Consider the following 22,448-nt stretch of genomic DNA (forward strand, 5'->3'; position numbering starts at 1 on the left):
CAACGGATCAGTGGTGGGGTGGTTATGTTTTGGCTTTTGCCGGGGGGCGCCGTTTCGTTTTTTTGGGCGGTGGCGGATTAGCGCGATGTCGGATCGCGGCCATCATGGCGAAGGCGAGCATCACCAAGGACACATGACGGTGCCAGCCATGCCAGGATCTGCTCTCGTTGTGATCGAGCCCGAACTCGTTTTTCGCCGTTTCAAAGCTGTCCTCGATCGCCCATCGATGGCCTTCGACCGCGACCAGCGTTTCAATGGCTGTTCCCGCTGGGCACCAGGTGGTGAAGAAGGCGAGGTCATCATCGGCAATGCGACGACGGATCAGTAGACCGCGTGTCCACAAACCGTCATTTGCACTGTTGGACTGCTCGGCCTCGAGATCCGCCAATTCGAGATAACACCAATCGTGCAGCCGCGGTCCTTTGGTTCCGGCTCCCGCCGACAGGCGCTTCCAGTCGGATGAGCGCCGCGTCCGGGCGAGGTCTGCAGCCGTACCGGCGACCGGCGGTCGCTTGCCCCAGGATCGAAACACATGAGCGCTGCTGACCCCAAGCACGTAGCCTTTGCCTGCCCGACGTAGTTGCTGTTCGATGTTGCCAACACCGTAGACGGTATCACCGGCAACCCACTTGAATGGTACAGACCCGGCTATCGCGCGTGCGATCATTCTCGTCGCAAGCTTTGGTTTGGTCGCAAAGCCGACATCGGCAGGCACATATGTGGCTTCCAGACGATCTGGATCGTCGGTCCATTCCTTCGGAAGATACAACGCGCGATCGATGAACGCATGGCCATGACGCGAAACGTAGGCAGCGAAGACGCCGATCTGGCAGTTCGTGATCTTTCCTGCCGAACCAGTGTATTGCCGCGCCACTCCGCATGACGCTTTGCCCTGTTTGAGAAAACCGGTCTCGTCGATCACGAGCACCGCATCGTCATCCGCCAAATGCTCGATGACATAGTCGTGCACGATATCGCGCAGGGCATCAGCGTCCCAGTCTCCACGACCCAGAATCGCCTGCTGCCGCCATGGGCCGGGATCGCCAGCCGCCTCCGCGCGCATCCAACCGGTCTTGCGCTGCTCATCTCCGAGCAGACCTTCCAGGAACAGACCTGCATTCGTCGCAACACGCTCTTGCGTGAACAACGGACGTATCCGTTGCTTGATCTCTCGAAGCGACGCCGCCCACAACGCAAGCGTCGCCTCAACCGACGCGGCCCGCGCCCACGACATTCGAATCATGGTTGCCCATGGATTCAGAAGCCCGCAACAAAAGCAACTGTAATGCTAAGCTGTCCGACATCATTTTCAGCTTGCCTCGGCCCGCGCCGCAGCGTTCACTCCGGCTCCAGCCTGCTGACAACATGCGGGCGACAAAAAGCGTGGGGGGAGACTGATGCGGGGGCTGTGGGCCGGATTGCATAATCATGCGATCGTCATTGCTGGGCTGATCGCCTATGGGTTGATCGCGCCGCTAAGCGCCCAGCCGTTTCCGTCGCGGCCGATCACCCTCGTGGTGCCGTTCGCGGCGGGCGGTCCGACCGATACGCTGGCGCGCATCCTGTCCGAACGCATCGCCGCTGAATTGCACACGTCGATCGTGGTGGAGAACATCGCCGGCGCCTCCGGCAGCATCGCCGGCGCCCGCGTCGCGCGCGCAACGCCTGATGGCACCACGATCACGATCGGCCATTGGGGCACGCATGTGCTCAACGGCGCGATCTTCAAGCTGCCATACGACGTGATCGCCGATTTCGAGCCGGTCGCGACGATCGCGATGGGCACGCAGCTCATCGTCGGCCGGAAGACGCTCGAAGCCAACACTCTGAAAGAGATGATCGCGTGGCTGAAGGCCAACCCCGGCAAGGTGACTGCCGGCACGGCCGGCGCCGGCACGGGGGCCCACGTCGCCGGTGTCTTCTTCAAGGAGAGGACCGGCACCGACTTCCAGTTCGTGCCGTATCGCGGCGCGGGGCCCGCCATGATCGACCTCGTGGCCGGGCAGATCGACATCATGTTCGATCAGGCCTCGAACTCGCTGCCGCACTACAAGAACGGTGCGATCAAGGCGTTCGCGGTGACGTCGCCGACGCGGCTCGCCTCCGCGCCCGATATCCCGACGGTCGACGAGGCGGGGTTGCCCGGTCTCTACATCTCCTACTGGCACGGCATCTGGGCACCGAAGAACACGCCGAAGGAGATCGTCACAAAGCTCAACGCGGCCATTGTCACCGTGCTTGCCGATCCCACCGTCAAGCAGCGGTTTGGCGAATTGGCGCAGGAGATTCCTCCGCCCGATCAGCAGACGCCCGCAGCGCTCGGAGCCTTCCAGAAGGCCGAGACCGAGAAATGGTGGCCGATCGTGAAGGCCGCCGACATCAAGGCGGAATAATACCACTGCCTCATCCTGAGGAGCCCGCGGAGCGGGTGTCTCGAAGGATGCGCCGCAAGCGAGAGCAGGGCCTGCGTGGTTCGCCCGGCGATGCAAAGCATCGTCCGGAGACGCGCGTTCCGCGCTCCTCACCATGAGGAGAACGACAGCCTCGCGGCGTTAACCTTTTCGTGCGCACGACGACCGGTCTGTCACCAAAACCTCGCTGCGGTGCGGGATCACAATGCTTGCCGCAGTTTTCTGCGTCCTTGATCTCAGGTGAGTGCTGGCCGACAATGCTCGCCCTTCAATAAGAAACTCCCTGGGGGAATTCGTGAATAGACCTGCTCGGGTCAGCGCCCATTCGACATCGTCCGATTCCGTGCACGGCATGGCGCTGCTGCGCGATCCCCTGCTCAACAAGGGCACCGCCTTCTCCGCGCAGGAGCGCGACGATCTCGGCCTGCGCGGCCTGCTGCCGCCTTGCGTGCTGACGATGGAGACCCAGGTCGAGCGCGTGCTGGTCAATCTGCGCACGCTGCCGACCGATCTCGAGAAATATGTCGCGCTGAATGCCTTGCACGACCGCAACGAGGCGCTGTTCTTCCGCGTCGTCGTCGACAATATCGACGAGATTCAACCGATCATCTACACGCCGACGGTCGGGCTCGCCTGCCAGAAATACGGCCTGATTTTCCAGCGGCCACGCGGCATGTTCATCTCCTCGCGCGATCGCGGCCAGATCGCCGAGATCCTGAAGAACTGGCCCTATCCGGCCAAGCTGATCGTCGTCACCGATGGCGAGCGCATCCTCGGCCTCGGCGATCTCGGCGCCAACGGAATGGGCATTCCGGTCGGAAAGCTCTCGCTCTATTCGGCCTGCGCCGGCGTGCATCCCGAAACGTGCCTGCCGATCGTGCTCGACGTCGGCACCAACAACGAAGAGCTCCTGAAGGACCCGTATTATCTCGGCCTGCGCGAGCGGCGGCTCACGGGCGAGGCCTATGACAGCTTCGTCGACGAGTTCATGGTCGCCGCGCGAAAGACCTTTCCGGGTGTGCTGATCCAGTTCGAGGATTTCGCCAACCACTCGGCGTTCAAGCTGCTGCACAAATACCGCGATGAGGCCTGCGTCTTCAACGACGACATCCAGGGCACGGCTGCGGTGGCGCTCGCCGGCCTGTTTTCGGCGCTGCGCGTCAACGGCGGCAAGCTGAAGGACCAGCGCATCCTGTTCCTCGGCGCCGGCGAGGCCGCGACCGGCATCGCCGATCTCGTGACGTCCGCGATGATGGCGGAAGGTGCCTCTGAAGCCGAGGCGCTTCGGCGCAACTGGCTGGTGGATTCCCGCGGCCTCGTCGTTGGCGCCCGCCAAGGCCTGTCCGGTCACAAGCTCCGTTATGCCCATGCCGGTCAGGCGCCGATCGCCGATTTCCTCACCGCGATCAGGACGCTGAAGCCGACCGCCATCATCGGTGTTGCCGCGGTCGGTGGCGCCTTCACGCCCGACGTGCTCAAGGCGATGGCCGAGCTCAACGAGCAGCCGATCGTGTTCGCGCTCTCCAATCCGACTTCGAAGGCCGAATGTTCGGCGGAGGACGCCTACCGCTACACCGGAGGCCGCGCGCTGTTTGCCTGCGGCAGTCCGTATGACCCCGTCAAGCTCAACGGCCGAACCTTCGTGCCGCGCCAGGGCAACAACTCCTACATCTTCCCGGGCGTCGGCCTCGGCGTCATCGCCAGCCGCTCGCGGCTGGTCACGGACGAGATGTTCATGGCGGCCGCCCATACGCTCGCCGATTGCGTCGGCAAGGACGATCTCGCGCAAGGCAGCCTCTACCCGGCGCTGCCACGCATCCGCGAAGTCTCGGTGCGTATCGCCGCCGCCGTCGCCGATGTCGCCTTTCAGCGCGGGCTCGCGGACGGACCCGCGCCGAACGACGTGAAGGGACTGGTTCAGTCCCAGATGTACGAGCCGCAGTACTGAGGCCTCCGCCTCGTCATGGCCGGGCATAGCCGTCCGAAGGACGGCGTCGCTTCCGCTCGCCTATGTCCCGGCCATCCACGCCTCGCCGGATGGTACGAAGAACGTGGATGCCCCGGACAAGCCCGGGCCCGACGACCGCTTGAAGCAAGCCACGTTAGGTCAGCACAGCGATACCATTTCAGGTAGAAACCCGGTTGCGCGGCGCGGCCGTATATGCGACGCTCTGTAGCGTTACAAGAAATTCAATCAAGGTAAGCCGCCATGGACGATCGTTTGCCCGAACTGGGCGACCTCGAGCACGAGGTCATGCAACTGGTTTGGGCCCATGGTCCTGTGACGGCCGAAATTGTGCGCGAGAAGCTGTCGCGTCGGCTGAAGGAATCGACAGTCCGCACGGTGCTGCGCCGGCTGGAAGAAAAGGGCTATGCTCGGCACACGGTGGACGGACGCACCTATGTCTACCACGCAGCCGAAGAGCGCGCGCGGGTTGCGGCCAAGGCGGTGCAGCGCATCGTCGACTGGTTCTGCAACGGCTCGATGGAGGAGGTCCTCGTCGGCATGGTCGACAATGCGATGCTCGATCAGCAGCAGTTGCGCACACTGGCCGACCAGGTGGCCAAGGCGAAGAAGGCGAGGGGAGTGAAGAAAGAATGATCGCAACTCTGGCGGAGGCGGCGCTGCGCTCCCTTGTGCTGGGAGGCGTCGTCTGGTTCGGCCTCAACCTGTTTCGCGTGCGCAATCCGCACGTCCACATGACGGCGTGGGTCGTCGTGCTGCTGGCGTCGCTGGCGATGCCGTTCGTGATGCATTGGCCGACGGTCACGATCACCCGGCTGCCATCGCCGGTATCGGTGCCGGCTGATGTCATGCCAGTTGATATCTCGACGTTCGAGATGCCGCAGCCCATGCAGCCGATGACGCCCGGCGCGGCGATTCCGCCGTCGAAGAACGGCGTCTCAATCAATTGGTGGCTGATCGCTACCGTCATCCATGCCGGCGTCGCCAGCCTGTTGCTGCTGCGGCTGGCCATCGGCCTCTGTCTGACCTGGCGCCTCGCGCGCGCGGCAAGGCCGATCAACGGTCCGCGCATGGTCGACGCCGATGTGCGCGTCAGCCGCGACGTCGGCGGTCCCGTCACGTTTGGCTCGACCATTCTGGTGCCGCCGCAATTTTCCGGCTGGGACGCCAAGAAGCGCCTCGCGGTGCTCGCGCATGAGGGCGCGCATGTCGCCAACCGCGATTTCTATATACTCCTGCTCGCCTCCCTCAATCGCGCGGTGTTCTGGTTCAGCCCGTTCTCGTGGTGGCAGCTCGCGCGTCTGGCCGAACTTGCCGAGATCATCAGCGACGCCGAGGCCATCGAGGTGATCGACGACCGGCTGTCCTATGCGGAAATCCTGCTTGATTTTGCAAGCACGGTAAACCCGCGGCCGGTCGAGCTCGCGATGGCGCGGGCCTCGACCGTGCGCGCCCGCGTCGAGCGCATCATCGCGGCCGCCGCGATGCCCGTCGCGGTCGGCTGGCGCAAGCGGGCGTGGATCGCGGCTGCGATCGTCCCGGCCGTGATCGTGTCCGCCGGCATGATCGCCTATCGCACGCCGGAGCCTGCGCCGCTCGCCGCGGATAGTGGAGAGGTGCCGGCCCAGCATTACCGCCCCTTCGTCAATTTCTACGCCATGGGTCCGACCTCGGTGTTCGCGATCTTCCGCGACGGCGACGAGGTCTACGGCCAGCTCACCGGGCAGCGCAAATTGCGCCTGACGGTCGGCACTGACGGCATCGCATCCTACCCCGCCTCGTCCGGTGAGATCACGTTCCCGCTCGATGCGGAGCGCCGCTCCGCCGAGCTGATGCTGCGCATGAATGGACGCGACATCCGCGCACTTCTCGTTGCCGAGATGCCGACGGCGGCCACCGATTCCGGATCACTCGATCAATATGTGGGCTGGTACAGGATCGCACCGAACCGCGTGCTCACGGTGGACCGCGACGGGGATCGGCTCCAGGTGCAGGAAACCGTACAGGGCCGGGCTGCGCTCCTCGCTGAGGGGGCCGACGCCTTCTCGATCCGTGGCGACAATCTGCTGGTTTTCCTGCGCGACGAGCAGGCCAGGGTCTCGCGCGTGCTGGTCCAGAACGCGGTGTTCGGCGCCCGCCTCGCACCGCGGATCGATGCGGCCGCGGCGCAGGCGATCGAGGCCGACTTCGCGCGTCGCGTTGCGGAAGTCCCCGATCGTTTCCGCGAGCAGGTCCCGGTCGCCGGCGGCAAGGAGATGATCCTGCGCGGGATCGAGGATCTGCGCAGCGGCACGCCGAACTACGACCGGATGAGCGCACCGCTCGCCGCCAAGGTCCACCGCCAGGTCGACGAGTTGCACGCGACCTTCGTCGCCCTCGGTCCGGTGGAGTCGCTGTTCTTCCGCGGCGTCGGACCGGGCGGCTACGACATCTATGGTGCGAAATTCGAGAACGGCACGGCGGAATTCCGCCTGCTGCTCGAGCCAGACGGCAAGGCCGGCGACGTCATCTTCCGGGCCGACGGCAATGATGAGCTCGGCGGCATCGTCACGTGCGCCGAGGAGGCGAATGTGCGCGGCCGCGCCGGCACTTCGCCGATCCGGATCATGGTCTACAACGAGATGGGCGAGGACATCCGCGTCTTCAATCTCGATGCCGACGGCAATCGCAAGGCCCAGAGCGTGGTCCGGCCCAACATGAGCTGGGCGGCCACGACCACGGTGAACAATCCCTGGGTGATCGCCGACAAGTCCGGACGGTGCCTCGAGGTGCTGATGCCGGGTCGGCAGACGCGCTTCCACAATGTCGAGGCTTCCAACATGGGCGCGAAGCCGGGGCGCGCCGCCCGCCGCGCCGTTCCGATCGCCAATGGCGAGGATATGCTGCGCCGCTATATCGCTGATGTCGGCAAGGGCCAGCCGGACTACGAGCACATGACGTCGGAAGTCGCCGACATCACGCGGCAGCAGCTTCCGTTCGACCAGGCGATCCTGGCGAAGCTCGGCGCGCTGCGTGCGGTCTCGTTCCGCGGCGTCACCGCGCTCGACAGCGACATCTACATCGCCCAGTTCGCCAACGGCTCGGCGGAATGGCGGATCGGCGTCAGGAACGGCACGATCACCAAGATCGCGCTCGGGCCGAATTTCTAGGAGCGTTGCGGCCGTCCATCAGTCACGCCGGATGGGCGGCTCGCGATATCGGACGGGACAGCGCAATCTCTGCTTGCGGGCCAGCACCGCAAATGCTACGATATGTAGCATTACGGTTCGTAGCCTTGCGCGGCGTGCCGCTGGCAGGCTCGAGAAAATCAGGCGTTCGCGATGACCAATTCCGCAAAGGCCGAAGCTGTGCTGGCGCTTCATCGCTTCGGGATGGGGCCGCGACCGGGATCGATCGCCGCCGTCGGCACCGACCCGCGCGGCGCACTGATCGCCGATCTCGACCGGCCGCTCACGCTGACCGCCGCCGCCGTCCTTCCCACCAGCGCAAAGGCCTATCGCACCGTTGCCGACGCCAATGCGCGGCGCGCGGCTAGGGCCAAGCAGGCGCAGCAGCAGGCCAAGAGGCAGCAGACGGCGTCCGCGCCGACAATGTCGGAAGACCAGACGCAAGGGCAGGGTGCGGACAAGGACGCCGCCGAGATGGCGGCCAAGCAGGCGGCCGAGGCCGTGCCCGATCCCGGGCGTCCGATCTATTTGCAGGAAGCCAAGCTGCGCACGGAAGCCGCGCTTGCCGCCGAGATCGGCTTCGCCGAGCGGCTGGTGTGGTTCTGGTCCAACCATTTCTGCATCTCGGCCAACAAGATCCAGAGCATGTCCGGCGCCTATGAGCGCGAAGCCGTTCGCGCCAATATGCTCGGCCGCTTCGTCGATCTCCTGTTGGCCGTCGAGGGCCATCCGGCGATGCTGTTCTATCTCGACAATCTCGGCTCGATGGGTGCGAACTCGATCGCCGGCATCAACCGCAGCCGCGGCCTCAACGAGAACATCGCGCGCGAGATCATGGAGCTGCATACGCTCGGCGTGCGCGCCGGCTACACCCAGGACGACGTCATCAGCTTCGCCAATGTGTTGACGGGATGGACGCTGGTGCCGCCCGGCGACAATCCCGAGCACGGTGGCGAGTTCACCTTCAATCCGCGGCTGCACGAGCCCGGCGGGCAAACCGTGCTCGGCAAGCGCTACGAGCAGGAGGATGCCGAGCAGGGCCGCGCGGTGCTGCGCGATCTCGCCGCGCATCCGGCGACCGCAACCCATATCGCGACCAAGCTCGCGCGCCATTTCGTCGCCGACGAGCCGCCGCCTGTGCTGATCGAGCAGATGGCGAAGACTTTTCGCGACACCGAGGGCGATCTTAAGCAGGTCGCGATCGCGATGGTGTCCTCGGACGAGGCCTGGCGCGGGCCGCCGTCGAAGCTCAAGCGTCCCAGCGAGTGGGGCGTTGGCATGGTGCGCGCGACCGGCGCCACGACGGTCGATCCAGTCCGCTTCACCGGCGGGCTGGAGCTGCTCGGCGAGGCGCTGTGGCGTCCATCCGCGCCCAAGGGCTATCCGGACGACGAGGCGAGCTGGATCGACGGCGTCGGCCGGCGGCTCGACATCGCCAACAATTTTGCCGAGCGCCTCGCCGGTACGGCTGATCCGCAGGCGATCATCGAGGACGTCTTCGCATCGGAGATATCACCCGAGGTGAAGCAGGCCGTCGGCCGCGCCGAGAGCCGGCAGCAGGCGCTCGCGCTGTTGTTCATGTCGGCGGATTTCCAGAGGAGGTGACCATGGGCTTTGACCATCATCTGCCCACGCGGCGCGAGCTTCTGGTCGGCTCCGGCGCGCTGTTCACGTGGAGCCAGATGCCGCGGATCGCGCGTGCCGAAGGGCGCGATCCGCGCCTGCTGGTCATTGTGCTGCGCGGTGCGCTCGACGGCCTTGGCGCGGTTGCGCCGGTCGGCGATCCCGACTGGATCTCCTTGCGCGGCGATCGTGCGCTGGTGCTGGACGGCAAGCCGCCCGCGCTGCCGCTCGATGCCTTCTTCGCGCTCAATCCGGCGATGCCGAATCTGCATCGGCTCTACAAGAGCGGCAAGGCTGCGATCGTCCATGCCGCCGCGACGCCCTATCGCGAGCGTTCGCATTTCGACGGCCAGGACGTGCTGGAAAGCGGGCTCGTCAAGCCGGGCATGACCAGCTCGGGATGGCTCAACCGCGCGCTGCTCGCGCTGGAATCCAGCGGGCGTGTCGACCCGCGCGGCAGCCGCGCGCTCGGCATCGGCTCCGTGACGCCGCTGGTGGTGCGCGGTTCGGCGCCCGTCATGACATGGGTGCCGCAGAGATTGTTGCCGGCGAGCGAGGACACGCAGAACCGCCTGCTCGATCTCTACCAGCACACCGATCCGAAGCTTGCGACCGTGCTCCAGGCCCGCATGAGGCTCGCTTCGCTCGGCGGCGCACCAGGCGCGGGCGATCCGATGTCCGACGATCCGACCTTGCCGCCGCCCGGCATCGCGCGCGTGCGCGCCTATTTCGCCGAAGCCGCCGGCACGGCCGCGCGCTATCTCGCCAAGCCTGACGGCCCGCGTGTCGGCGCCATGGGCTTCGTCGGCTGGGATACGCACATCGCCGAGGGCGTGGCCTCGGGCCAGCTCTACAATCTGCTCGGTGCTCTCGACGGCGCCTTTGCCGCGATCGAGAGCAATATGGGCGAAGCGTGGCGCGAAACAGTCGTGGCCGTCGTCACCGAGTTCGGGCGAACCGCGCGCATCAACGGTACGCAGGGTACCGACCACGGCACGGGCACGGTCGCTTTCCTGATCGGCGGCGGGCTCAACGGTGGTCGCGTGATCGCGGACTGGCCCGGTCTGAAGCCGGCGCAACTCTTCGAGGATCGCGATCTCAAGCCGACCACGGATTTGCGCGCGGTGCTGAAAGGCCTGCTGAGGGATCATCTGCGCGTCGAGGAGAAGGTGCTCGCAGAAGCCGTCTTCCCGGGCAGCGCCGACGTCAAACCGATGGGAGGCCTCGTCGGCTGACGACGCGGCTCTCGCAACCGGATCGGGTTCATGATGTGCACGCTGACACAACGGGAGCTCGACTTTCTCGCCAGCTTGAAGACCGGCTGGCAGCGGCTCTATCGGCGCGAGCTCGCGCGGCTCTCGAGGAGCGGCGCCGAACCTGACGAGGTTCCGCCGGAGACGCGCCCGATCTGGCGCGTCGTATCGGGCTTATCCCACGAGCCTGTCTCGATTCAGGACAAGCCAGTGTGGTGGAATCGCCACAGCTAACCCGAAACGGCTGCGGCCTCAGGCGCGCTTTCGTTCCGACAAGGTTCTGCCCTCATTGCCCACCGAAACTCGGGGCCATTCGGAGGGCGCATCATGTCTTGCTTTGCACGTGCCGAAAATGCCCGGATTTCGCCGGCAAGCCTGTGCCGGATCCTGCTCGCCACCATCGGCGCGGCGTCGCTTGCGGCGTGTGCGCAATCGCCGGTCGGCCACCAGAAGGCCGATCTCGGCACCCACCGCCAGGCCGCTGTCGAACGACCGCACAGGGTGGCGGCGCTGCATCCGCGTCCGATCAGCCGGGCGCGCATCCCCGACGGTGATGCAAAGCAGAGCGTCTCCCACGGCGTCGCCAGTTTCTATTCGGACACGGAGACGGCGAGCGGCGAGAGGTTCGACAAGAACGAATTGACCGCGGCCCATCCCAGCCTGCCGTTCGGCACCAAGCTGCGCGTCACCGATGTCTCATCCGGCCGCTTCGTCACCGTCAGGATCAACGATCGCGGGCCGTATGTTCGCGGACGCGTGGTCGACGTCTCTCCCTCCGCGGCGGAGGCGCTCGGCATGGTCGACAAGGGTGTCACCAATGTCCGGCTCGACGTGGTGCAATAATTTGCGGCTGCATCGATCCGAAGCGCTGTGCTTAACCGGCTGTTAGCCGCCTCAAGCCACCATGGATACCCAATCATTCGGGACTAGATCTAAGCTCTTGGGAGGCGGCGTTTGACCACGATCCAGTATCTCGAAGATCAGGCCGCACGCGCCGAGCGGCTGGCCAAACGGATCACGGATACATTGACGATCGAAAAGCTCCTGACCTTCGCGCACGAACGCCGCCGCGAGATCGAGGTCATCGCCGGCAAGTACCGGCGCGCCTGATTCTCATCCCCATGCGCGCTCAGCTGTGGCTTTCGACGAAGTCGCTGAGATAGTCCGGCAGCGTCATGCCATCAATGTCACAGCGCGCCCGGATCTCGCCGGCGACATCGGTCGAGATGTCCTTCATCCAGTGCTCCAGCGTGTTGAACGAGATGACCTTGATGGGGTCGTTGAAGCAGCCAGCGACGAGCTCGCCGATCGTGGCGTCGAGATCGCTTCGCTCGACGCGAATTTCGGTCGCCTTGTCGAGGCGGTCGATCACCACGAACAGGGTCTGGTCTGCGCCATAGGGCACGACAGGGGCTGGCACGCCGGCTTCAAGCATGTGAGGCACTCACGCCTTCGCTTCCGATCACCATCAACGGGAAAAACCGGCAGAAGGTTCCCGCGCTCAGCCGGTGCTTCTGCGAGGATCAGAGAAATTCGCGCAGCCGCGCCAGCTCCGTGATGTGCTCGGGCGAGAGAATGTCCGTGACCAGCGGCGGTTGCGCGATGGTGCGGATCTCATAGAGATGCCTGGTCGCCGCCGGCTTCGCCATGAACGCCGAGATGCATTCGTCGAGCGTACCCTCGATCACCTGGTAGGACGCTCGGTCCGACCGTCGCTGGTTCGCAAGCGACGGCCATTTATGCAGCACCGCAAGGACACCAAAGTCGACCTTTGAATCCCCAACCACGTCCCCCATCGTCCCGCCTCACGCAAAAAGACCCCGGCACACGATCGTGCGTACCGGGGCCTACACCCATTACTGCATCTCAATGCCTCAGCACCAAACGCGATGACCGGGAAATAGTTCCCGGCAAATGTTTGCTTTCAGCTCGCGGCCGCCGCGATTTTATGGCCCGGGCTGGTGTGCCCGTGGCTGGTCTCATCGCCGCGACCAACTTCGGGCGGAAGCCCGGCAAAGCGCCGCAAGGCCTCGGCCATCTGCACCCGGCTCGGCGCGCCGGTGATGATCACGTCCACCATCGTGAAGGACGAATGGAAATGGCCACGCGCCTTGAGTTGCTCGACCGGGACGCCGGCGGCTGCCATCGCCTCGGCATAGGCGATGCCTTCGTCGCGCAGGGGATCGAATTCGCAGGTGACGACGAAGGCCGGCGGTAGCCTTTCGACCTTGCCGCGGAGCGGCGAGGCGCGTGGATCGGTGCGGTCGGTCGGCGAGCAGTAGAGGTCCCAGAACCAGTACATCAGCGAGCGCGTCAGGAAATAGCCGGTCGCATTGTCGTTGTAGGAGGGGCGGTCGAAGGTGCAGTCGGTGACCGGGCAGATCAGGAGTTGGCCCGCGATCTCAGGGCCGCCGCGATCGCGCGCAAGCTGGCAGGTGACGGCGGCGATGTTGCCGCCGGCGCTCCAGCCCGCGACCAGCACCGGGCCCGGCCTGCCGCCGAGCTCGGCGGCGTGCTCGGCGATCCAGCGCGTCGCCGCATAGCCGTCTTCGGCCGCGGCCGGGAAACGATGCTCGGGCGCATGACGATAGCCGACGCTGACCAGCATCATGCCGGTCCGCCGCACCATGTCGCGGCAGAACGGCTCGTCCGACTGCTCGTCGCCGAGCACCCAGCCGCCGCCGTGGAAATAGACCACCACCGGATGCGGCCCCGGCGTTGCCGGCCGGTATACCCGGTAAGGCAGCGGACCGTCGGCGCCTGTCAGGGTGCCGTCGACGATCTCGCCGATCGGCCGTCCCGCCGGGCGGCCCTTGTTGAACTCGTCGACGAAGGCGCGGGCGCCGAGGGCGCCCATCGACTCGATCGGCGGCAGGTTGAGTGACGCCAGCAGGTTCAGCACCAGCCGCACGTCCGGCTGCAGCCGCACCACCTCGCCGTCATTGCATTGCGCGGCGACGTCGGGGCCGGTCAGCTTGAAGCCGAGCATGCCGCGGCTGACCACCTCGTCGCAGATGCTGCGATAGGGACCGACGCCGCCGGTATAGGGCATCAGGCCCTGCACCTTGCCGGGCACGTTGGCGCCCGTGTACCAGGTGTTGGCGAGCCGGTGCAGCGTCACCATCGAGCAATCGGCCATGTGCCTGTTCCAGCCGGCTTGCGCCGTCTCGGTCGGCTCGATCGTGGTGAAGCCGCCGTCGCGCAATGCTTTGAGCCGGTCGACGACCCAGTCGACATGCTGCTCGATTGACACCGCCATGTTCGACAGCACCGACGGGCTGCCGGGACCGGTGATCATGAAGAAGTTCGGGAAGCCTGCGACGGTGAGGCCGAGATAGGTCTGCGGCCCCTGCGCCCAGACGTCGGTGAGCGACTTGCCGCCACGTCCGGTGATCGGATGCACGGCGCGGATCGCGCCGGTCATGGCGTCGAAGCCGGTCGCGAACACGATCACGTCCACGTCGACGCTGCGCTTGGCCGTCGTGATCCCACTTGCGGTGATCGCCTTGATCGGCTCCTGACGCAGATTGACCAGCGTGACGTTCGGCCGGTTGTAGGTCGCGTAATAGTTGGTATCGAGGCAGGGGCGTTTGGCGCCGAACGGATGATCGTCCGGCATCAGCGCCGCGGCGGTCTCGGGGTCTTTGACGGCGGCGCGGATCTTCTCGCGGATCAGGTCCTGGACGATCTTGTTGCCGTCGATGTCGACCGCCTGGTCGGCCCAGAGCTGGGTCAGGATGTGGACGAGGTCGCCGGCCGCCCAAGCGCGTTCGAACCGCTCACGACGCTCGGCATCGCTTAATTGCCAGCTAACGACCGTCTGCTGCGGATAGGGCACGCCGGCCATCGACTGGCGCGCCTGCTCGCGATAGGCCGCGCGATCGCCTTGCAGCAGGCTCATGCGATCGGACGGCGCGGGACCGTTGTGCGCCGGAAGCGCGAAATTCGGGGTGCGCTGGAACACGGTCAGGTGCGCAGCCTGCTCGGCGATCAGCGGGATCGACTGAATGGCCGACGATCCCGTGCCGATCACCGCGACGCGCTTGCCGCCGAGATGGACGCCGTCATGCGGCCAGCGTCCGGTGAAATAGACCTCGCCCTTGAAGTCCTTCACGCCGTCGATCTCCGGCGGCTTGGGCGCCGAGAGGCAGCCGGTGGCCATGATGTAATGGCGGCAGGAGACCGGCGGGCCATTATCGGTGGTGAGCTGCCAGCGCTCGATCGCCTCGTCCCATTTCGCTTCCGTGACCTTGGTCTTGAAGCGGATGTCACGCCTGAGATCGTAGCGGTCGGCGACGAAGCCGAGATAGCGCAGGATCTCGGGCTGGGTCGCATATTTCTCCGACCAGGTCCATGCGGTCTCGAGGTCGGGATCGAAGGTGTAGCTGTAATCAATGGTCTGGATGTCGCAGCGCGCCCCGGGATATCGGTTCCAGTACCAGGTGCCGCCGACGTCGCCGGCTTCTTCGAGGCCGACCGCCGTCAGGCCGGCCTTGCGTAGCCGATGCAGAAGATAGAGGCCGGCAAATCCGGCACCGACCACGGCAACATCGACCTGCTGGCTGGTTCCGCGCCCCGTGTCCGAGGCACGTGCAGCAACCATTGCATCAGGCATGGCATTTCCTCCCGTGTGTTTTGTTTTGCCCGCAGGCTATCGCTGCAGGTTCGGCTTGTCATCACGGCATGTGCAATCTTCGGTAGCCATTTGCGGCGTCATCATGGCCGCGTGAATGTTGCGGCGGCACACGCATCGCGATGCACAAGGGCCGTGATTTCCCGGGCTAATCAGGGTCGATCCACCTGTGTATGCTCTTGTTTTTGCCACGCGTGCAAACGGGCGTCATGACAGAGTTGAGTGAGCGGACCAAAGCGAACATGGACGTCGTCCTGGAGGAGACGTGCCGCCAACTGCCTCACGGCGGCGATCACGACAGCCGCAGGTTCATCGCCGAGCGGCTGATCGAGGCGGCGCGGTCCGGTCACTCCACGCTCGGCGAGCTCGGCATCATCGCACGGCACGCACTGGCGGAGCTTGCCGCCAAGCGGAGCTAGGCGCAGCCGCGGCGCTTGCTTCGCGGCGGGCCACGGACATAACCTGCCCAAAATCCTTCCGCGCGTCGAGATGCTCCGAAGATGCGGTCCGTGTTCGCGCTTTTTGCGACGTCACTCGTCCTCTGTTGCGCCGGCTCGGTCGTGGCCCAGCCGGTCGGCCAGTTTCCATTTGCGCTGACGCGCGAAGGACAGATGCTTGGCGCCGTCGAAGGCGAGGTGGCCTCGTTCAAGGGGCTGGCCTATGTGGCCGCGCCGCTCGGACCGCTGCGCTGGCGTCCGCCGCAGGCTGCACCCGAGAGTTCGGAGATGCGCACCGCCTATGCCTATGGCGCGCCGTGTCTTCAGCCCTCGCTGCCGGGATCGAGCGAGGATTGCCTCACGCTGAACGTGTTTCGTCCGTTCGGGGTCGACGGCCCGCTACCGGTGATGATGTTCATCCACGACGGCGCTTTCGTCAGCGGCACCGCGAATGATCCGCTGTTCGACGGTGCCGGGCTCGCGCAAGCCGGCCTCATCGTGGTGACCGTGAATTTTCGCCTCGGCGCGTTCGGCTGGCTCAGCGATCCCGCGCTGTCGGAAGGCGGCTCCGGCAATTTCGGCCTGATGGACCAGATCGCGGCGCTGCATTGGGTGCACGACAACATCGCGGCCTTCGGCGGTGATCCCACCAACGTCACCTTGTTCGGCAGTGGCGCAGGCGCAACGTCGATCGCGCTGCTGATGCTGTCGGAGCAATCGCGCGATCTCTTCCAGAAAGCCATTCTGCAATCGATCCCCGGCCGTGCGCGCCTGCGTTCGGCACAAGAGGCCGAAATTGTGGGGCGGCAATTCGTGGCGGTGCTGGGGCGACAGGCCGATTTACGTACAGCCGAACCGCAACGCCTGCTTGCCGTCGAAAAACATTTCCTGGAAAAATCGCCGCGCAGCTTCGCGCCGACGATCGATGGGAGTCTGGTGAGCGAGGAGGTCGCCGCGGGCTTCGCAGCTGGACATGAGAGCCGCATCCCCTTGATCATCGGCTCGAACGACGACGAGACCGGTTTCGACGGCGAGCTGGATATCCGGGAAGAGCTGGCATCGTCAGGCACCACCAGCGATGAGCTGCGCAGGCTCTATCCCGATCTCGCCAGACCTTCGGACCGCGCGGCAAGGTTCTACACCGACAGGGTCTTCTCCGAGCCAGTGAGACTGCTGGCGCGCCTGCATGCCGCCAGCGGTGCGCCGACCTTTCGCTATCGCTTCACCTATGTGCCGGAGGCACGGCGCGCAAACCCCGAGGGCGGTCACGGGCGGGAATTGCAGTTCATCTTCGGCGTCGAAGGCATGCCCGGTGCAGGCATCTTGTCAGGAGCCGATCGCGAGGTCGCAAATCGCATGCGCGCCTACTGGATCAATTTCGCCAGGAGCGGCGATCCCAACGGTGCGGACCTGCCGCATTGGGATTCGGCCGCAGGCAGCGATCGCCTGCTGCTGATCGCGAACGATGGCATCGCGAGCGGAGACGACCCCTGGTCGGAGCGTCTGGACCGGTTCGCGCATTAGAGGGATGAGTTGGACTTAAGCCGCGAGCTCGACGCGCGGCGCCGGGCTTAGCCGGTCTTCCTCCAGATAATCCATCGCGCCGTCTTTCTCGACGGCGTAGAACTGCTGGCCTTCCTTCGACTTGTAGGCGGCGCGAACGACGCCGCGGCGGCCCTTGTCACTGTTGACGACATCCCCCAACGCAAACTTCTTCATTTCACGTCCCTGGCTGCTGGCCGACTCCTTCGGCTACGCCCGGGATTCTGGGCAGCAAATCGTTAACGTCTTGCTAACCATACGGGTTTGCCTATGCTCGCGGCCGATCGCGCGGGCAACTCGCACGCGCATGTTGCCAACGAAACGAGCCTTCGCCCATGGTGCGATTTCCCACCTTCTTCCTGTCGCATGGCGGCGGTCCGTGGCCGTTCATGGAAGACAGGCGGGTGCAATACGCGAAAACCGCCGAGGCGTTCGGCCGGCTGCCACAGCTCTTGCCGGAGAGGCCCAAGGCCGTGCTCGTCATATCAGGACATTGGGAGGCTGACGCCTTCACCGTGTCGACTTCCGCGCATCCGCCGATGGTGTACGATTATCACGGTTTCCCCGAGCACACCTATCACCTCAAATACCCGGCGCCGGGGCGGCCCGAGCTCGCCGCGGAGGTAAAGGCGCTGCTCACGCGCGCGGGTGTTGATTGCCGGGAGGATCCCAACCAGGGGTTCGATCACGGCACCTTCGTGCCGCTCGGGCTGATGTATCCGAACGCCGACATGCCGATCGTGCTGCTGTCGCTGAGATCGAGTTACGATCCGGCCGAGCACATCAGGATGGGGCAGGCGATTGCCTCCCTACGCGACGAAGGCATTCTGATCGTCGGCAGCGGACTCACATATCACAACATGCGCGGGTTCGGCCGTGCCGAATCGAAGCCGGTCTCGTATGATTTCGAGGCTTACCTGAACGAGGCGATCAGCCACAAGGACGCGGCGCGGCGCAACGCGATGCTGGTTGACTGGGAGAACGCGCCGAGTGCGCGCCTGGCCCATCCGCGCGAAGATCATCTGCTGCCGCTGATGGTGGCCGCCGGCGCCGCCGTCAGCGACACGGGCAAGCGCGTCTTCGTCGACGAGGTCGCGAATGTCGCGATGGCGTCGTATGTGTTTGGCGGGTGATCTTCTCCTCTTCCCGCAAGCGAGGAGAGGTGAAGAAGAGTGGCTCACCCGTATTTCAGCTTCATGAACAGGATGCCGCCGGCGAGCACCATGGTGATGGCGTTCGCGGCGACGAGGGGCGCATCGCCCGACAGCAGGCCATAGACGAGCCAGAGCGCCAGCCCAAGCACCATGACCAGGAACATGCCGAGCGAAATATCGCCGGTGGAGCGGGTCTTCCACACTTTGATGGCTTGCGGCGCGTAGGCCACGGTGGTGCAGGTCGCGGCGGCAAAGCCGATCAGCTTGATCAAGAACGGGTCCATGGCGGCTCTATAGCATTGATTCGAGGATGGTCGCGCCTCAGGCGCGCGCGGTCATGAGGCCGCGATAGAGCGCGGCATAGTCACCGGCGCGGTTGCGCCAGGACACGTCGGTCGCAAGGCCGCTCAGTTGCAGCCGGCGCCAGGTCAGCTTGTCGTGGAAGGCGATGTTGGCCTTGCGCAGCGTGCCGGCGAGGGCATCCGCGGTGACGGGTGCGAACTTGAAGCCGGTGGCATCGCGGCCTGATTTATCGGCCTCGCCGATATCGACGATGGTATCCTCGAGGCCGCCGACCCGCGAGACGATGGGCACGGCGCCGTAGCGCAACGCGCAGAGCTGGGTCAGGCCGCATGGCTCGAACCGCGAGGGCACGATGAGCGCGTCCGAGCCGGCCTGGATCAGATGCGCCATGATCTCGTCGTAGCCGATCACGACCCCGATCCGGCCAGGGTTCGCGCGCGCTACGGCCTGATAGCGATCCTGGAGATCGCGATCGCCGCTGCCGAGCAAAGCGAGCTGCATGCCTTCGCGCAAAATGGTCGGAATGGCTTCGAGCAGGAGATCGAGCCCCTTCTGCCACGACAGGCGGCTGATGACGCCGAGCAATGGCGCTTCGTCCGAGGAATCCAGATTGAACTGTTGCTGAAGCACCGCCTTGTTCGCGGCCCGGAACGTGAGGTCCTCCGCGCCGAAGCGGTAGGCGATGTGCGGATCTTCTTGCGGATTCCAAACGGATACATCGATGCCGTTGAGGATTCCGCTCAGCGCGTTCGCGCGGGCGCGAAGCAGGCCGCCGAACCCCATGCCGCCCTCGTCGGTCTGGATCTCCTGCGCATAGGTCGGCGAGACCGTGGTGATGCGATCGGCGAATTGCAGGCCGGCCTTCAAGAAACTGATGCCGCCGAAATATTCGAGGTCGTTGACGCCGTAGGCGCGCCACGGCAGGCCAATCGAACCAATCAGCTCGGGCACGAACTTGCCCTGATAGGCCATGTTGTGGATGGTCATCACGGTGGCCGGCCGCGGCCGATTGTCATAGTGCAGATAGGCCGGCGCGAGCCCGGCCTGCCAGTCATGGGCATGCACCACGTCGGGCACGAAGGCGGGAACGAGGCCGTGGCCGATATCGGCCGCGATGCGCGAGAGCGCGGCGAACCGCACGCCATTGTCCGGCCAGTCGACGCCTTCGGGCGTCACGTAGGGGTTGCCAGGCCGTGCGTAGAGATGCGGCACGTCGAGCACGAACAGATCGAGGCCGTCATGCGAGCCGGCGAGCAGACGTCCGGGTCCGCCGAAATAATCCGGCCAGCGCCGGATTTCGTCGGCTCCCCCCAGCACCCGCATCACGTCAGGATAGCCTGGCATCAAGGTGCGCATCTCGACGCCATGCGCCTTGAGCGCAATCGGCAGCGCGCCCGCGACATCGGCGAGACCGCCAGTCTTGACGATGGGATAGACTTCAGAGGCGACCGCGAGGACGCGAACAGGCGTCATGTATTGAGCCTGTCGAGCATCGGCTGGGTGATGAGCGAAATGCCCTGCTCGGTGGTGCGGAAGCGTCTTGCGTCCAGCTCGGGATCTTCGCCGACGACGAGCCCTTCCGGGATCTCGACGCCGCGATCGATCACGACGTTCTTCAGGCGCGCGCCGCGGCCGACATTGACATAGGGCATGATCACGGCGTTCTCGACATTGGCGTAGGAGTTGACGCGCACGCCGGTGAACAGCAGTGAGCGCCGCAGCGAGGCGCCGGAAATGATGCAGCCGCCCGAGACCAGCGAGCTCACGGCCTGGCCGCGCCGGCTCTCCTCGTCGTGGACGAATTTTGCCGGTGGTGTGATCTCGGAATAGGACCAGATCGGCCAGGCGCTGTCGAACAAATCGAGCTCGGGCACTACGTCGGTGAGGTCGATATTGGCGGCCCAATAGGCGTCGACCGTGCCGACGTCGCGCCAATAGGCGCGGGGGTCGCTGCCCGAGCGAACGCAGGAGGTCGAATACTGGTGCGCCATGGCGCGGCCGTTCTTGACGAGGTAGGGGATGATGTCCTTGCCGAAATCGTGGTTGGAATTCGGATCCTCGGCGTCGCGCTTGAGCTCTTCGAACAGGAATTTTGCGTCGAACACGTAGATGCCCATGCTGGCGAGCGAAACGTCCGGCTTGCCCGGCATCGGCGGCGGATCTTTCGGCTTTTCCAGGAACTCTTTGATCCAGCCGTTCTCGTCGATATGCATGATGCCGAAGCCGGAAGATTCCTGGCGCGGCATCTCCAGGCAGCCGACGGTGACGTCGGCGCCGCTGTCGACGTGCTGGCGCAGCATCACCTCGTAATCCATTTTATAGATATGGTCGCCGGCGAGAACGACGATGAAGCGGCAGGCGTGGGATTCGATGATGTCGATGTTCTGGTAGACTGCATCGGCCGTGCCGACATACCACATGTTTTCGGAGACGCGCTGGCTCGCCGGGAGGATGTCGAAGCTCTCGTTGCGCTCGGGGCGGAAGAAGTTCCAGCCCATCTGAAGGTGCCGGATCAGGCTGTGCGCCTTGTACTGGGTGGCGACGGCGATGCGGCGGATGCCCGAGTTCACCGCGTTCGACAGCGCGAAATCGATGATGCGGGATTTTCCGCCGAAATAGACCGCAGGCTTGGCGCGACGGTCGGTCAGCTCCAGCAGCCGGCTGCCGCGTCCGCCGGCCAGGACAAACGCCAGCGCCTGACGGGCAAGCGGCTCGGGTCTCGCGGCACTCATGTCATCCTCCCACAACTCTTGCGCTCGCGAGAAGCCTCCCGGCCGCGCTCATTTGGAACCGATAGTAACGGCACGAATAGTAAATCGGGAAGGTGGTTGTTGGTTGCGAATGCGCCGGAAGCTTAATGCTTTGCCGCCGTGATCGGGCCCCAGGCACCGTCCTGCCGGTGTCACTCGCGGCAAGGTTGTCGAGCCCGTCAGGTACCGGTTGATCAGAATGGAGGCATGCGTCTTGTGCGGTGCACGCAAAACTCGAGGCTTTGACCTCGCGCCAGGATGCCCGATGATGGCGCTGCGATCCATGTCCAAGCCAAACGTCAGAAAGGAGTAAGACGATGAGGGTCTGGAAAACGGCAGTCGCCGGTTCGCTCGCCGCCGCGGTCATGGCGGGGGGGATTCAGCAGGCGGCGGCGGCTCCGCTGCCCACCAATGTCGCAACCATGAAGGCCGCCGTCGGCGACGATGTCACGCAGGTGCACTGGCGCGGCCGAGGTTTTGGATGGGGTCTCGGCGGCCTTGCCGCTGGCGCGATCATCGCAGGTGCCATCGCCAGCAGCGCGCCCTATGGCTATGGCTACTATGGCGGCGGGCCCTATTATGGCGGCTACGGATACCCGCGCTACGGCTATGGTTATGCGCCGGCCTATTACGGCTATGGTCCGGCCTATGCTTATCCGCGCTACTATCGGCCTTACCGCCCGTATTTCGGCCCTCGTTACGGCTACTACCGGCCGTATTACCGGCACTATCACCGCGCGTATTGGTGATCGATCAAACGGGCGGACCCGCTCGCCGCAGGGCGACGACGCTGAAGAGGTTTGAGGGCCGCTGAATGCAAGCGGCCCGATCGGCTTGCGCGCGCTGAACCCGGTGATGCGGCACGACGAGCCGGCCATGCCCGCCCACGACAATCCCGATGCAGATCGCGACGATGATCGCGATCTCGATGCACCATTCGAGCGGTCCCGAGCTCATGGCAGCGCGATGGCGTTGGCGAGATCGAACTCGGACAGGCCCGGGCCGCCGCACGCAAGGTAGATGGCGACGAGGAAGATGCGGCTGAGGACGGTGAGGCCCAATATGACCCTGATGTCGTAATGGCGAATGGCAAAAGCGAGAGGCGAGATCGCCAGATGTTTTAGAATGCTCATGGCCAACTCCTTGCCAAAATTCAGGCATCGACTGCCTGCCGACTGAAATGACAGCGTGATGAAAAGGCCGTCCGAC

22 protein-coding genes are annotated in these 22,448 nt (G+C 65.0%); 13 read left to right on the forward strand and 9 right to left on the reverse strand.

Translation table 11 applies throughout. The features are described from left to right. Positions 1–22: 22 nt before the first annotated feature. Complete coding sequence (locus IVA93_RS09740; RefSeq protein WP_247285483.1) at positions 23–1,243, reverse strand: IS701 family transposase; 1,221 nt, start codon at positions 1,241–1,243, stop codon at positions 23–25. Positions 1,244–1,397: 154 nt separating this feature from the next. Here IVA93_RS09740 and IVA93_RS09745 point away from each other — a divergent pair, with 154 nt between their 5' ends. From IVA93_RS09745 to IVA93_RS09785, 9 genes are all read left to right on the forward strand, one after another. Beyond that, entirely contained in the window at positions 1,398–2,393 is a 996-nt protein-coding gene (locus IVA93_RS09745; RefSeq protein ID WP_247789753.1) for a tripartite tricarboxylate transporter substrate-binding protein, read from the forward strand. A 313-nt stretch (positions 2,394–2,706) separates the two neighbouring features. Beyond that, a complete protein-coding gene (locus tag IVA93_RS09750; RefSeq protein WP_083926483.1) occupies positions 2,707–4,359 on the forward strand; it encodes an NAD-dependent malic enzyme in 1,653 nt (550 codons plus the stop codon). 261 nt (positions 4,360–4,620) lie between these two features. After that, on the forward strand, positions 4,621–5,013 hold the full coding sequence (locus IVA93_RS09755; protein WP_018457458.1) for a BlaI/MecI/CopY family transcriptional regulator: 393 nt from the start codon (positions 4,621–4,623) through the stop codon (positions 5,011–5,013). Continuing rightward, positions 5,010–7,526 carry a M56 family metallopeptidase gene (locus IVA93_RS09760; RefSeq protein WP_018457459.1) on the forward strand — a complete coding sequence of 839 codons (2,517 nt, stop codon included), beginning with the start codon at positions 5,010–5,012 and terminating at the stop codon, positions 7,524–7,526. The genes IVA93_RS09755 and IVA93_RS09760 overlap by 4 nt, the downstream gene beginning before the upstream one ends. A gap of 171 nt (positions 7,527–7,697) precedes the next feature. Next, positions 7,698–9,149, forward strand: coding sequence for a DUF1800 domain-containing protein (locus IVA93_RS09765; RefSeq protein ID WP_018457460.1), 1,452 nt, complete (start codon positions 7,698–7,700; stop codon positions 9,147–9,149). Between the two features lie 2 nt (positions 9,150–9,151). Continuing rightward, positions 9,152–10,402, forward strand: a complete 1,251-nt coding sequence (locus tag IVA93_RS09770; RefSeq protein WP_018457461.1) for a DUF1501 domain-containing protein — start codon at positions 9,152–9,154, stop codon at positions 10,400–10,402. A 30-nt stretch (positions 10,403–10,432) separates the two neighbouring features. Next, positions 10,433–10,654: a hypothetical protein gene (locus IVA93_RS09775; protein ID WP_026233375.1), complete on the forward strand. Its 222-nt coding sequence runs from the start codon at positions 10,433–10,435 to the stop codon at positions 10,652–10,654. A 93-nt stretch (positions 10,655–10,747) separates the two neighbouring features. Further along, the gene (locus IVA93_RS09780; protein WP_018457463.1) at positions 10,748–11,263 is read left to right on the forward strand and encodes a septal ring lytic transglycosylase RlpA family protein; all 516 of its coding nucleotides are present in this window, start codon (positions 10,748–10,750) and stop codon (positions 11,261–11,263) included. A gap of 111 nt (positions 11,264–11,374) precedes the next feature. Continuing rightward, on the forward strand, positions 11,375–11,530 hold the full coding sequence (locus tag IVA93_RS09785; protein WP_018457464.1) for a hypothetical protein: 156 nt from the start codon (positions 11,375–11,377) through the stop codon (positions 11,528–11,530). Positions 11,531–11,549: 19 nt separating this feature from the next. On the opposite strand, the gene IVA93_RS09790 is transcribed toward IVA93_RS09785, so the two are convergent. The 3 genes from IVA93_RS09790 to IVA93_RS09800 form a co-directional block, all read right to left on the reverse strand. Further along, positions 11,550–11,855: a hypothetical protein gene (locus IVA93_RS09790; RefSeq protein WP_018457465.1), complete on the reverse strand. Its 306-nt coding sequence runs from the start codon at positions 11,853–11,855 to the stop codon at positions 11,550–11,552. A gap of 88 nt (positions 11,856–11,943) precedes the next feature. Next, positions 11,944–12,216 carry a hypothetical protein gene (locus IVA93_RS09795; RefSeq protein WP_018457466.1) on the reverse strand — a complete coding sequence of 91 codons (273 nt, stop codon included), beginning with the start codon at positions 12,214–12,216 and terminating at the stop codon, positions 11,944–11,946. Positions 12,217–12,344: 128 nt separating this feature from the next. Next, entirely contained in the window at positions 12,345–15,035 is a 2,691-nt protein-coding gene (locus tag IVA93_RS09800) for a flavin-containing monooxygenase (protein WP_026233376.1), read from the reverse strand. A 191-nt stretch (positions 15,036–15,226) separates the two neighbouring features. Here IVA93_RS09800 and IVA93_RS09805 point away from each other — a divergent pair, with 191 nt between their 5' ends. Continuing rightward, positions 15,227–15,472, forward strand: coding sequence for a hypothetical protein (locus IVA93_RS09805; RefSeq protein ID WP_018457468.1), 246 nt, complete (start codon positions 15,227–15,229; stop codon positions 15,470–15,472). Positions 15,473–15,553: 81 nt separating this feature from the next. Further along, a complete protein-coding gene (locus tag IVA93_RS09810; RefSeq protein WP_247789754.1) occupies positions 15,554–17,014 on the forward strand; it encodes a carboxylesterase/lipase family protein in 1,461 nt (486 codons plus the stop codon). A gap of 15 nt (positions 17,015–17,029) precedes the next feature. Here the strand turns inward: IVA93_RS09810 and IVA93_RS09815 are convergent, their stop codons facing one another. Continuing rightward, positions 17,030–17,209 (reverse strand): hypothetical protein, encoded by a 180-nt coding sequence (locus IVA93_RS09815; protein ID WP_007601069.1) that lies wholly within the window; start codon positions 17,207–17,209, stop codon positions 17,030–17,032. A gap of 158 nt (positions 17,210–17,367) precedes the next feature. Between IVA93_RS09815 and IVA93_RS09820 the strand changes: the two genes are divergently transcribed. After that, the gene (locus IVA93_RS09820; protein WP_247294809.1) at positions 17,368–18,165 is read left to right on the forward strand and encodes a DODA-type extradiol aromatic ring-opening family dioxygenase; all 798 of its coding nucleotides are present in this window, start codon (positions 17,368–17,370) and stop codon (positions 18,163–18,165) included. A gap of 44 nt (positions 18,166–18,209) precedes the next feature. Here IVA93_RS09820 and IVA93_RS09825 read toward each other — a convergent pair whose 3' ends face one another. From IVA93_RS09825 to glgC, 3 genes are read right to left on the reverse strand one after another with little or no spacing between them, the layout of a single operon-like run. Then, entirely contained in the window at positions 18,210–18,470 is a 261-nt protein-coding gene (locus tag IVA93_RS09825; RefSeq protein ID WP_018457471.1) for an SWEET family sugar transporter, read from the reverse strand. Positions 18,471–18,507: 37 nt separating this feature from the next. Continuing rightward, positions 18,508–19,962 (reverse strand): glycogen synthase GlgA, encoded by a 1,455-nt coding sequence (gene glgA, locus IVA93_RS09830; protein WP_018457472.1) that lies wholly within the window; start codon positions 19,960–19,962, stop codon positions 18,508–18,510. Continuing rightward, positions 19,959–21,221 carry a glucose-1-phosphate adenylyltransferase gene (gene glgC, locus IVA93_RS09835; protein ID WP_007613273.1) on the reverse strand — a complete coding sequence of 421 codons (1,263 nt, stop codon included), beginning with the start codon at positions 21,219–21,221 and terminating at the stop codon, positions 19,959–19,961. Before glgC ends, glgA begins: the two co-directional genes overlap by 4 nt. A 335-nt stretch (positions 21,222–21,556) precedes the next feature. Here glgC and IVA93_RS09840 point away from each other — a divergent pair, with 335 nt between their 5' ends. Beyond that, the gene (locus IVA93_RS09840; protein WP_247789755.1) at positions 21,557–21,988 is read left to right on the forward strand and encodes a hypothetical protein; all 432 of its coding nucleotides are present in this window, start codon (positions 21,557–21,559) and stop codon (positions 21,986–21,988) included. A 204-nt stretch (positions 21,989–22,192) separates the two neighbouring features. Here the strand turns inward: IVA93_RS09840 and IVA93_RS09845 are convergent, their stop codons facing one another. Next, a complete protein-coding gene (locus IVA93_RS09845; RefSeq protein ID WP_018457475.1) occupies positions 22,193–22,372 on the reverse strand; it encodes a hypothetical protein in 180 nt (59 codons plus the stop codon). Positions 22,373–22,448: the final 76 nt, after the last annotated feature.

The sequence above is a fragment of the Bradyrhizobium sp. 155 genome, assembly GCF_023101105.1.
Taxonomy (GTDB): domain Bacteria; phylum Pseudomonadota; class Alphaproteobacteria; order Rhizobiales; family Xanthobacteraceae; genus Bradyrhizobium; species Bradyrhizobium canariense_D.

Excerpts from the sequence above, each read along its gene's own strand:
- IVA93_RS09740 (WP_247285483.1), bottom strand. The coding sequence starts at position 1,243 with ATGATTCGAATGTCGTGGGCGCGGGCCGCGTCGGTTGAGGCGACGCTT.
- IVA93_RS09745 (WP_247789753.1), top strand. The coding sequence starts at position 1,398 with ATGCGGGGGCTGTGGGCCGGATTGCATAATCATGCGATCGTCATTGCT.
- IVA93_RS09755 (WP_018457458.1), top strand. The coding sequence starts at position 4,621 with ATGGACGATCGTTTGCCCGAACTGGGCGACCTCGAGCACGAGGTCATG.
- IVA93_RS09760 (WP_018457459.1), top strand. The coding sequence starts at position 5,010 with ATGATCGCAACTCTGGCGGAGGCGGCGCTGCGCTCCCTTGTGCTGGGA.
- IVA93_RS09765 (WP_018457460.1), top strand. The coding sequence starts at position 7,698 with ATGACCAATTCCGCAAAGGCCGAAGCTGTGCTGGCGCTTCATCGCTTC.
- IVA93_RS09770 (WP_018457461.1), top strand. The coding sequence starts at position 9,152 with ATGGGCTTTGACCATCATCTGCCCACGCGGCGCGAGCTTCTGGTCGGC.
- IVA93_RS09775 (WP_026233375.1), top strand. The coding sequence starts at position 10,433 with ATGATGTGCACGCTGACACAACGGGAGCTCGACTTTCTCGCCAGCTTG.
- IVA93_RS09780 (WP_018457463.1), top strand. The coding sequence starts at position 10,748 with ATGTCTTGCTTTGCACGTGCCGAAAATGCCCGGATTTCGCCGGCAAGC.
- IVA93_RS09790 (WP_018457465.1), bottom strand. The coding sequence starts at position 11,855 with ATGCTTGAAGCCGGCGTGCCAGCCCCTGTCGTGCCCTATGGCGCAGAC.
- IVA93_RS09795 (WP_018457466.1), bottom strand. The coding sequence starts at position 12,216 with ATGGGGGACGTGGTTGGGGATTCAAAGGTCGACTTTGGTGTCCTTGCG.
- IVA93_RS09800 (WP_026233376.1), bottom strand. The coding sequence starts at position 15,035 with ATGCCTGATGCAATGGTTGCTGCACGTGCCTCGGACACGGGGCGCGGA.
- IVA93_RS09805 (WP_018457468.1), top strand. The coding sequence starts at position 15,227 with ATGCTCTTGTTTTTGCCACGCGTGCAAACGGGCGTCATGACAGAGTTG.
- IVA93_RS09810 (WP_247789754.1), top strand. The coding sequence starts at position 15,554 with ATGCGGTCCGTGTTCGCGCTTTTTGCGACGTCACTCGTCCTCTGTTGC.
- IVA93_RS09815 (WP_007601069.1), bottom strand. The coding sequence starts at position 17,209 with ATGAAGAAGTTTGCGTTGGGGGATGTCGTCAACAGTGACAAGGGCCGC.
- IVA93_RS09820 (WP_247294809.1), top strand. The coding sequence starts at position 17,368 with ATGGTGCGATTTCCCACCTTCTTCCTGTCGCATGGCGGCGGTCCGTGG.
- IVA93_RS09825 (WP_018457471.1), bottom strand. The coding sequence starts at position 18,470 with ATGGACCCGTTCTTGATCAAGCTGATCGGCTTTGCCGCCGCGACCTGC.
- glgA (WP_018457472.1), bottom strand. The coding sequence starts at position 19,962 with ATGACGCCTGTTCGCGTCCTCGCGGTCGCCTCTGAAGTCTATCCCATC.
- glgC (WP_007613273.1), bottom strand. The coding sequence starts at position 21,221 with ATGAGTGCCGCGAGACCCGAGCCGCTTGCCCGTCAGGCGCTGGCGTTT.
- IVA93_RS09840 (WP_247789755.1), top strand. The coding sequence starts at position 21,557 with ATGAGGGTCTGGAAAACGGCAGTCGCCGGTTCGCTCGCCGCCGCGGTC.
- IVA93_RS09845 (WP_018457475.1), bottom strand. The coding sequence starts at position 22,372 with ATGAGCATTCTAAAACATCTGGCGATCTCGCCTCTCGCTTTTGCCATT.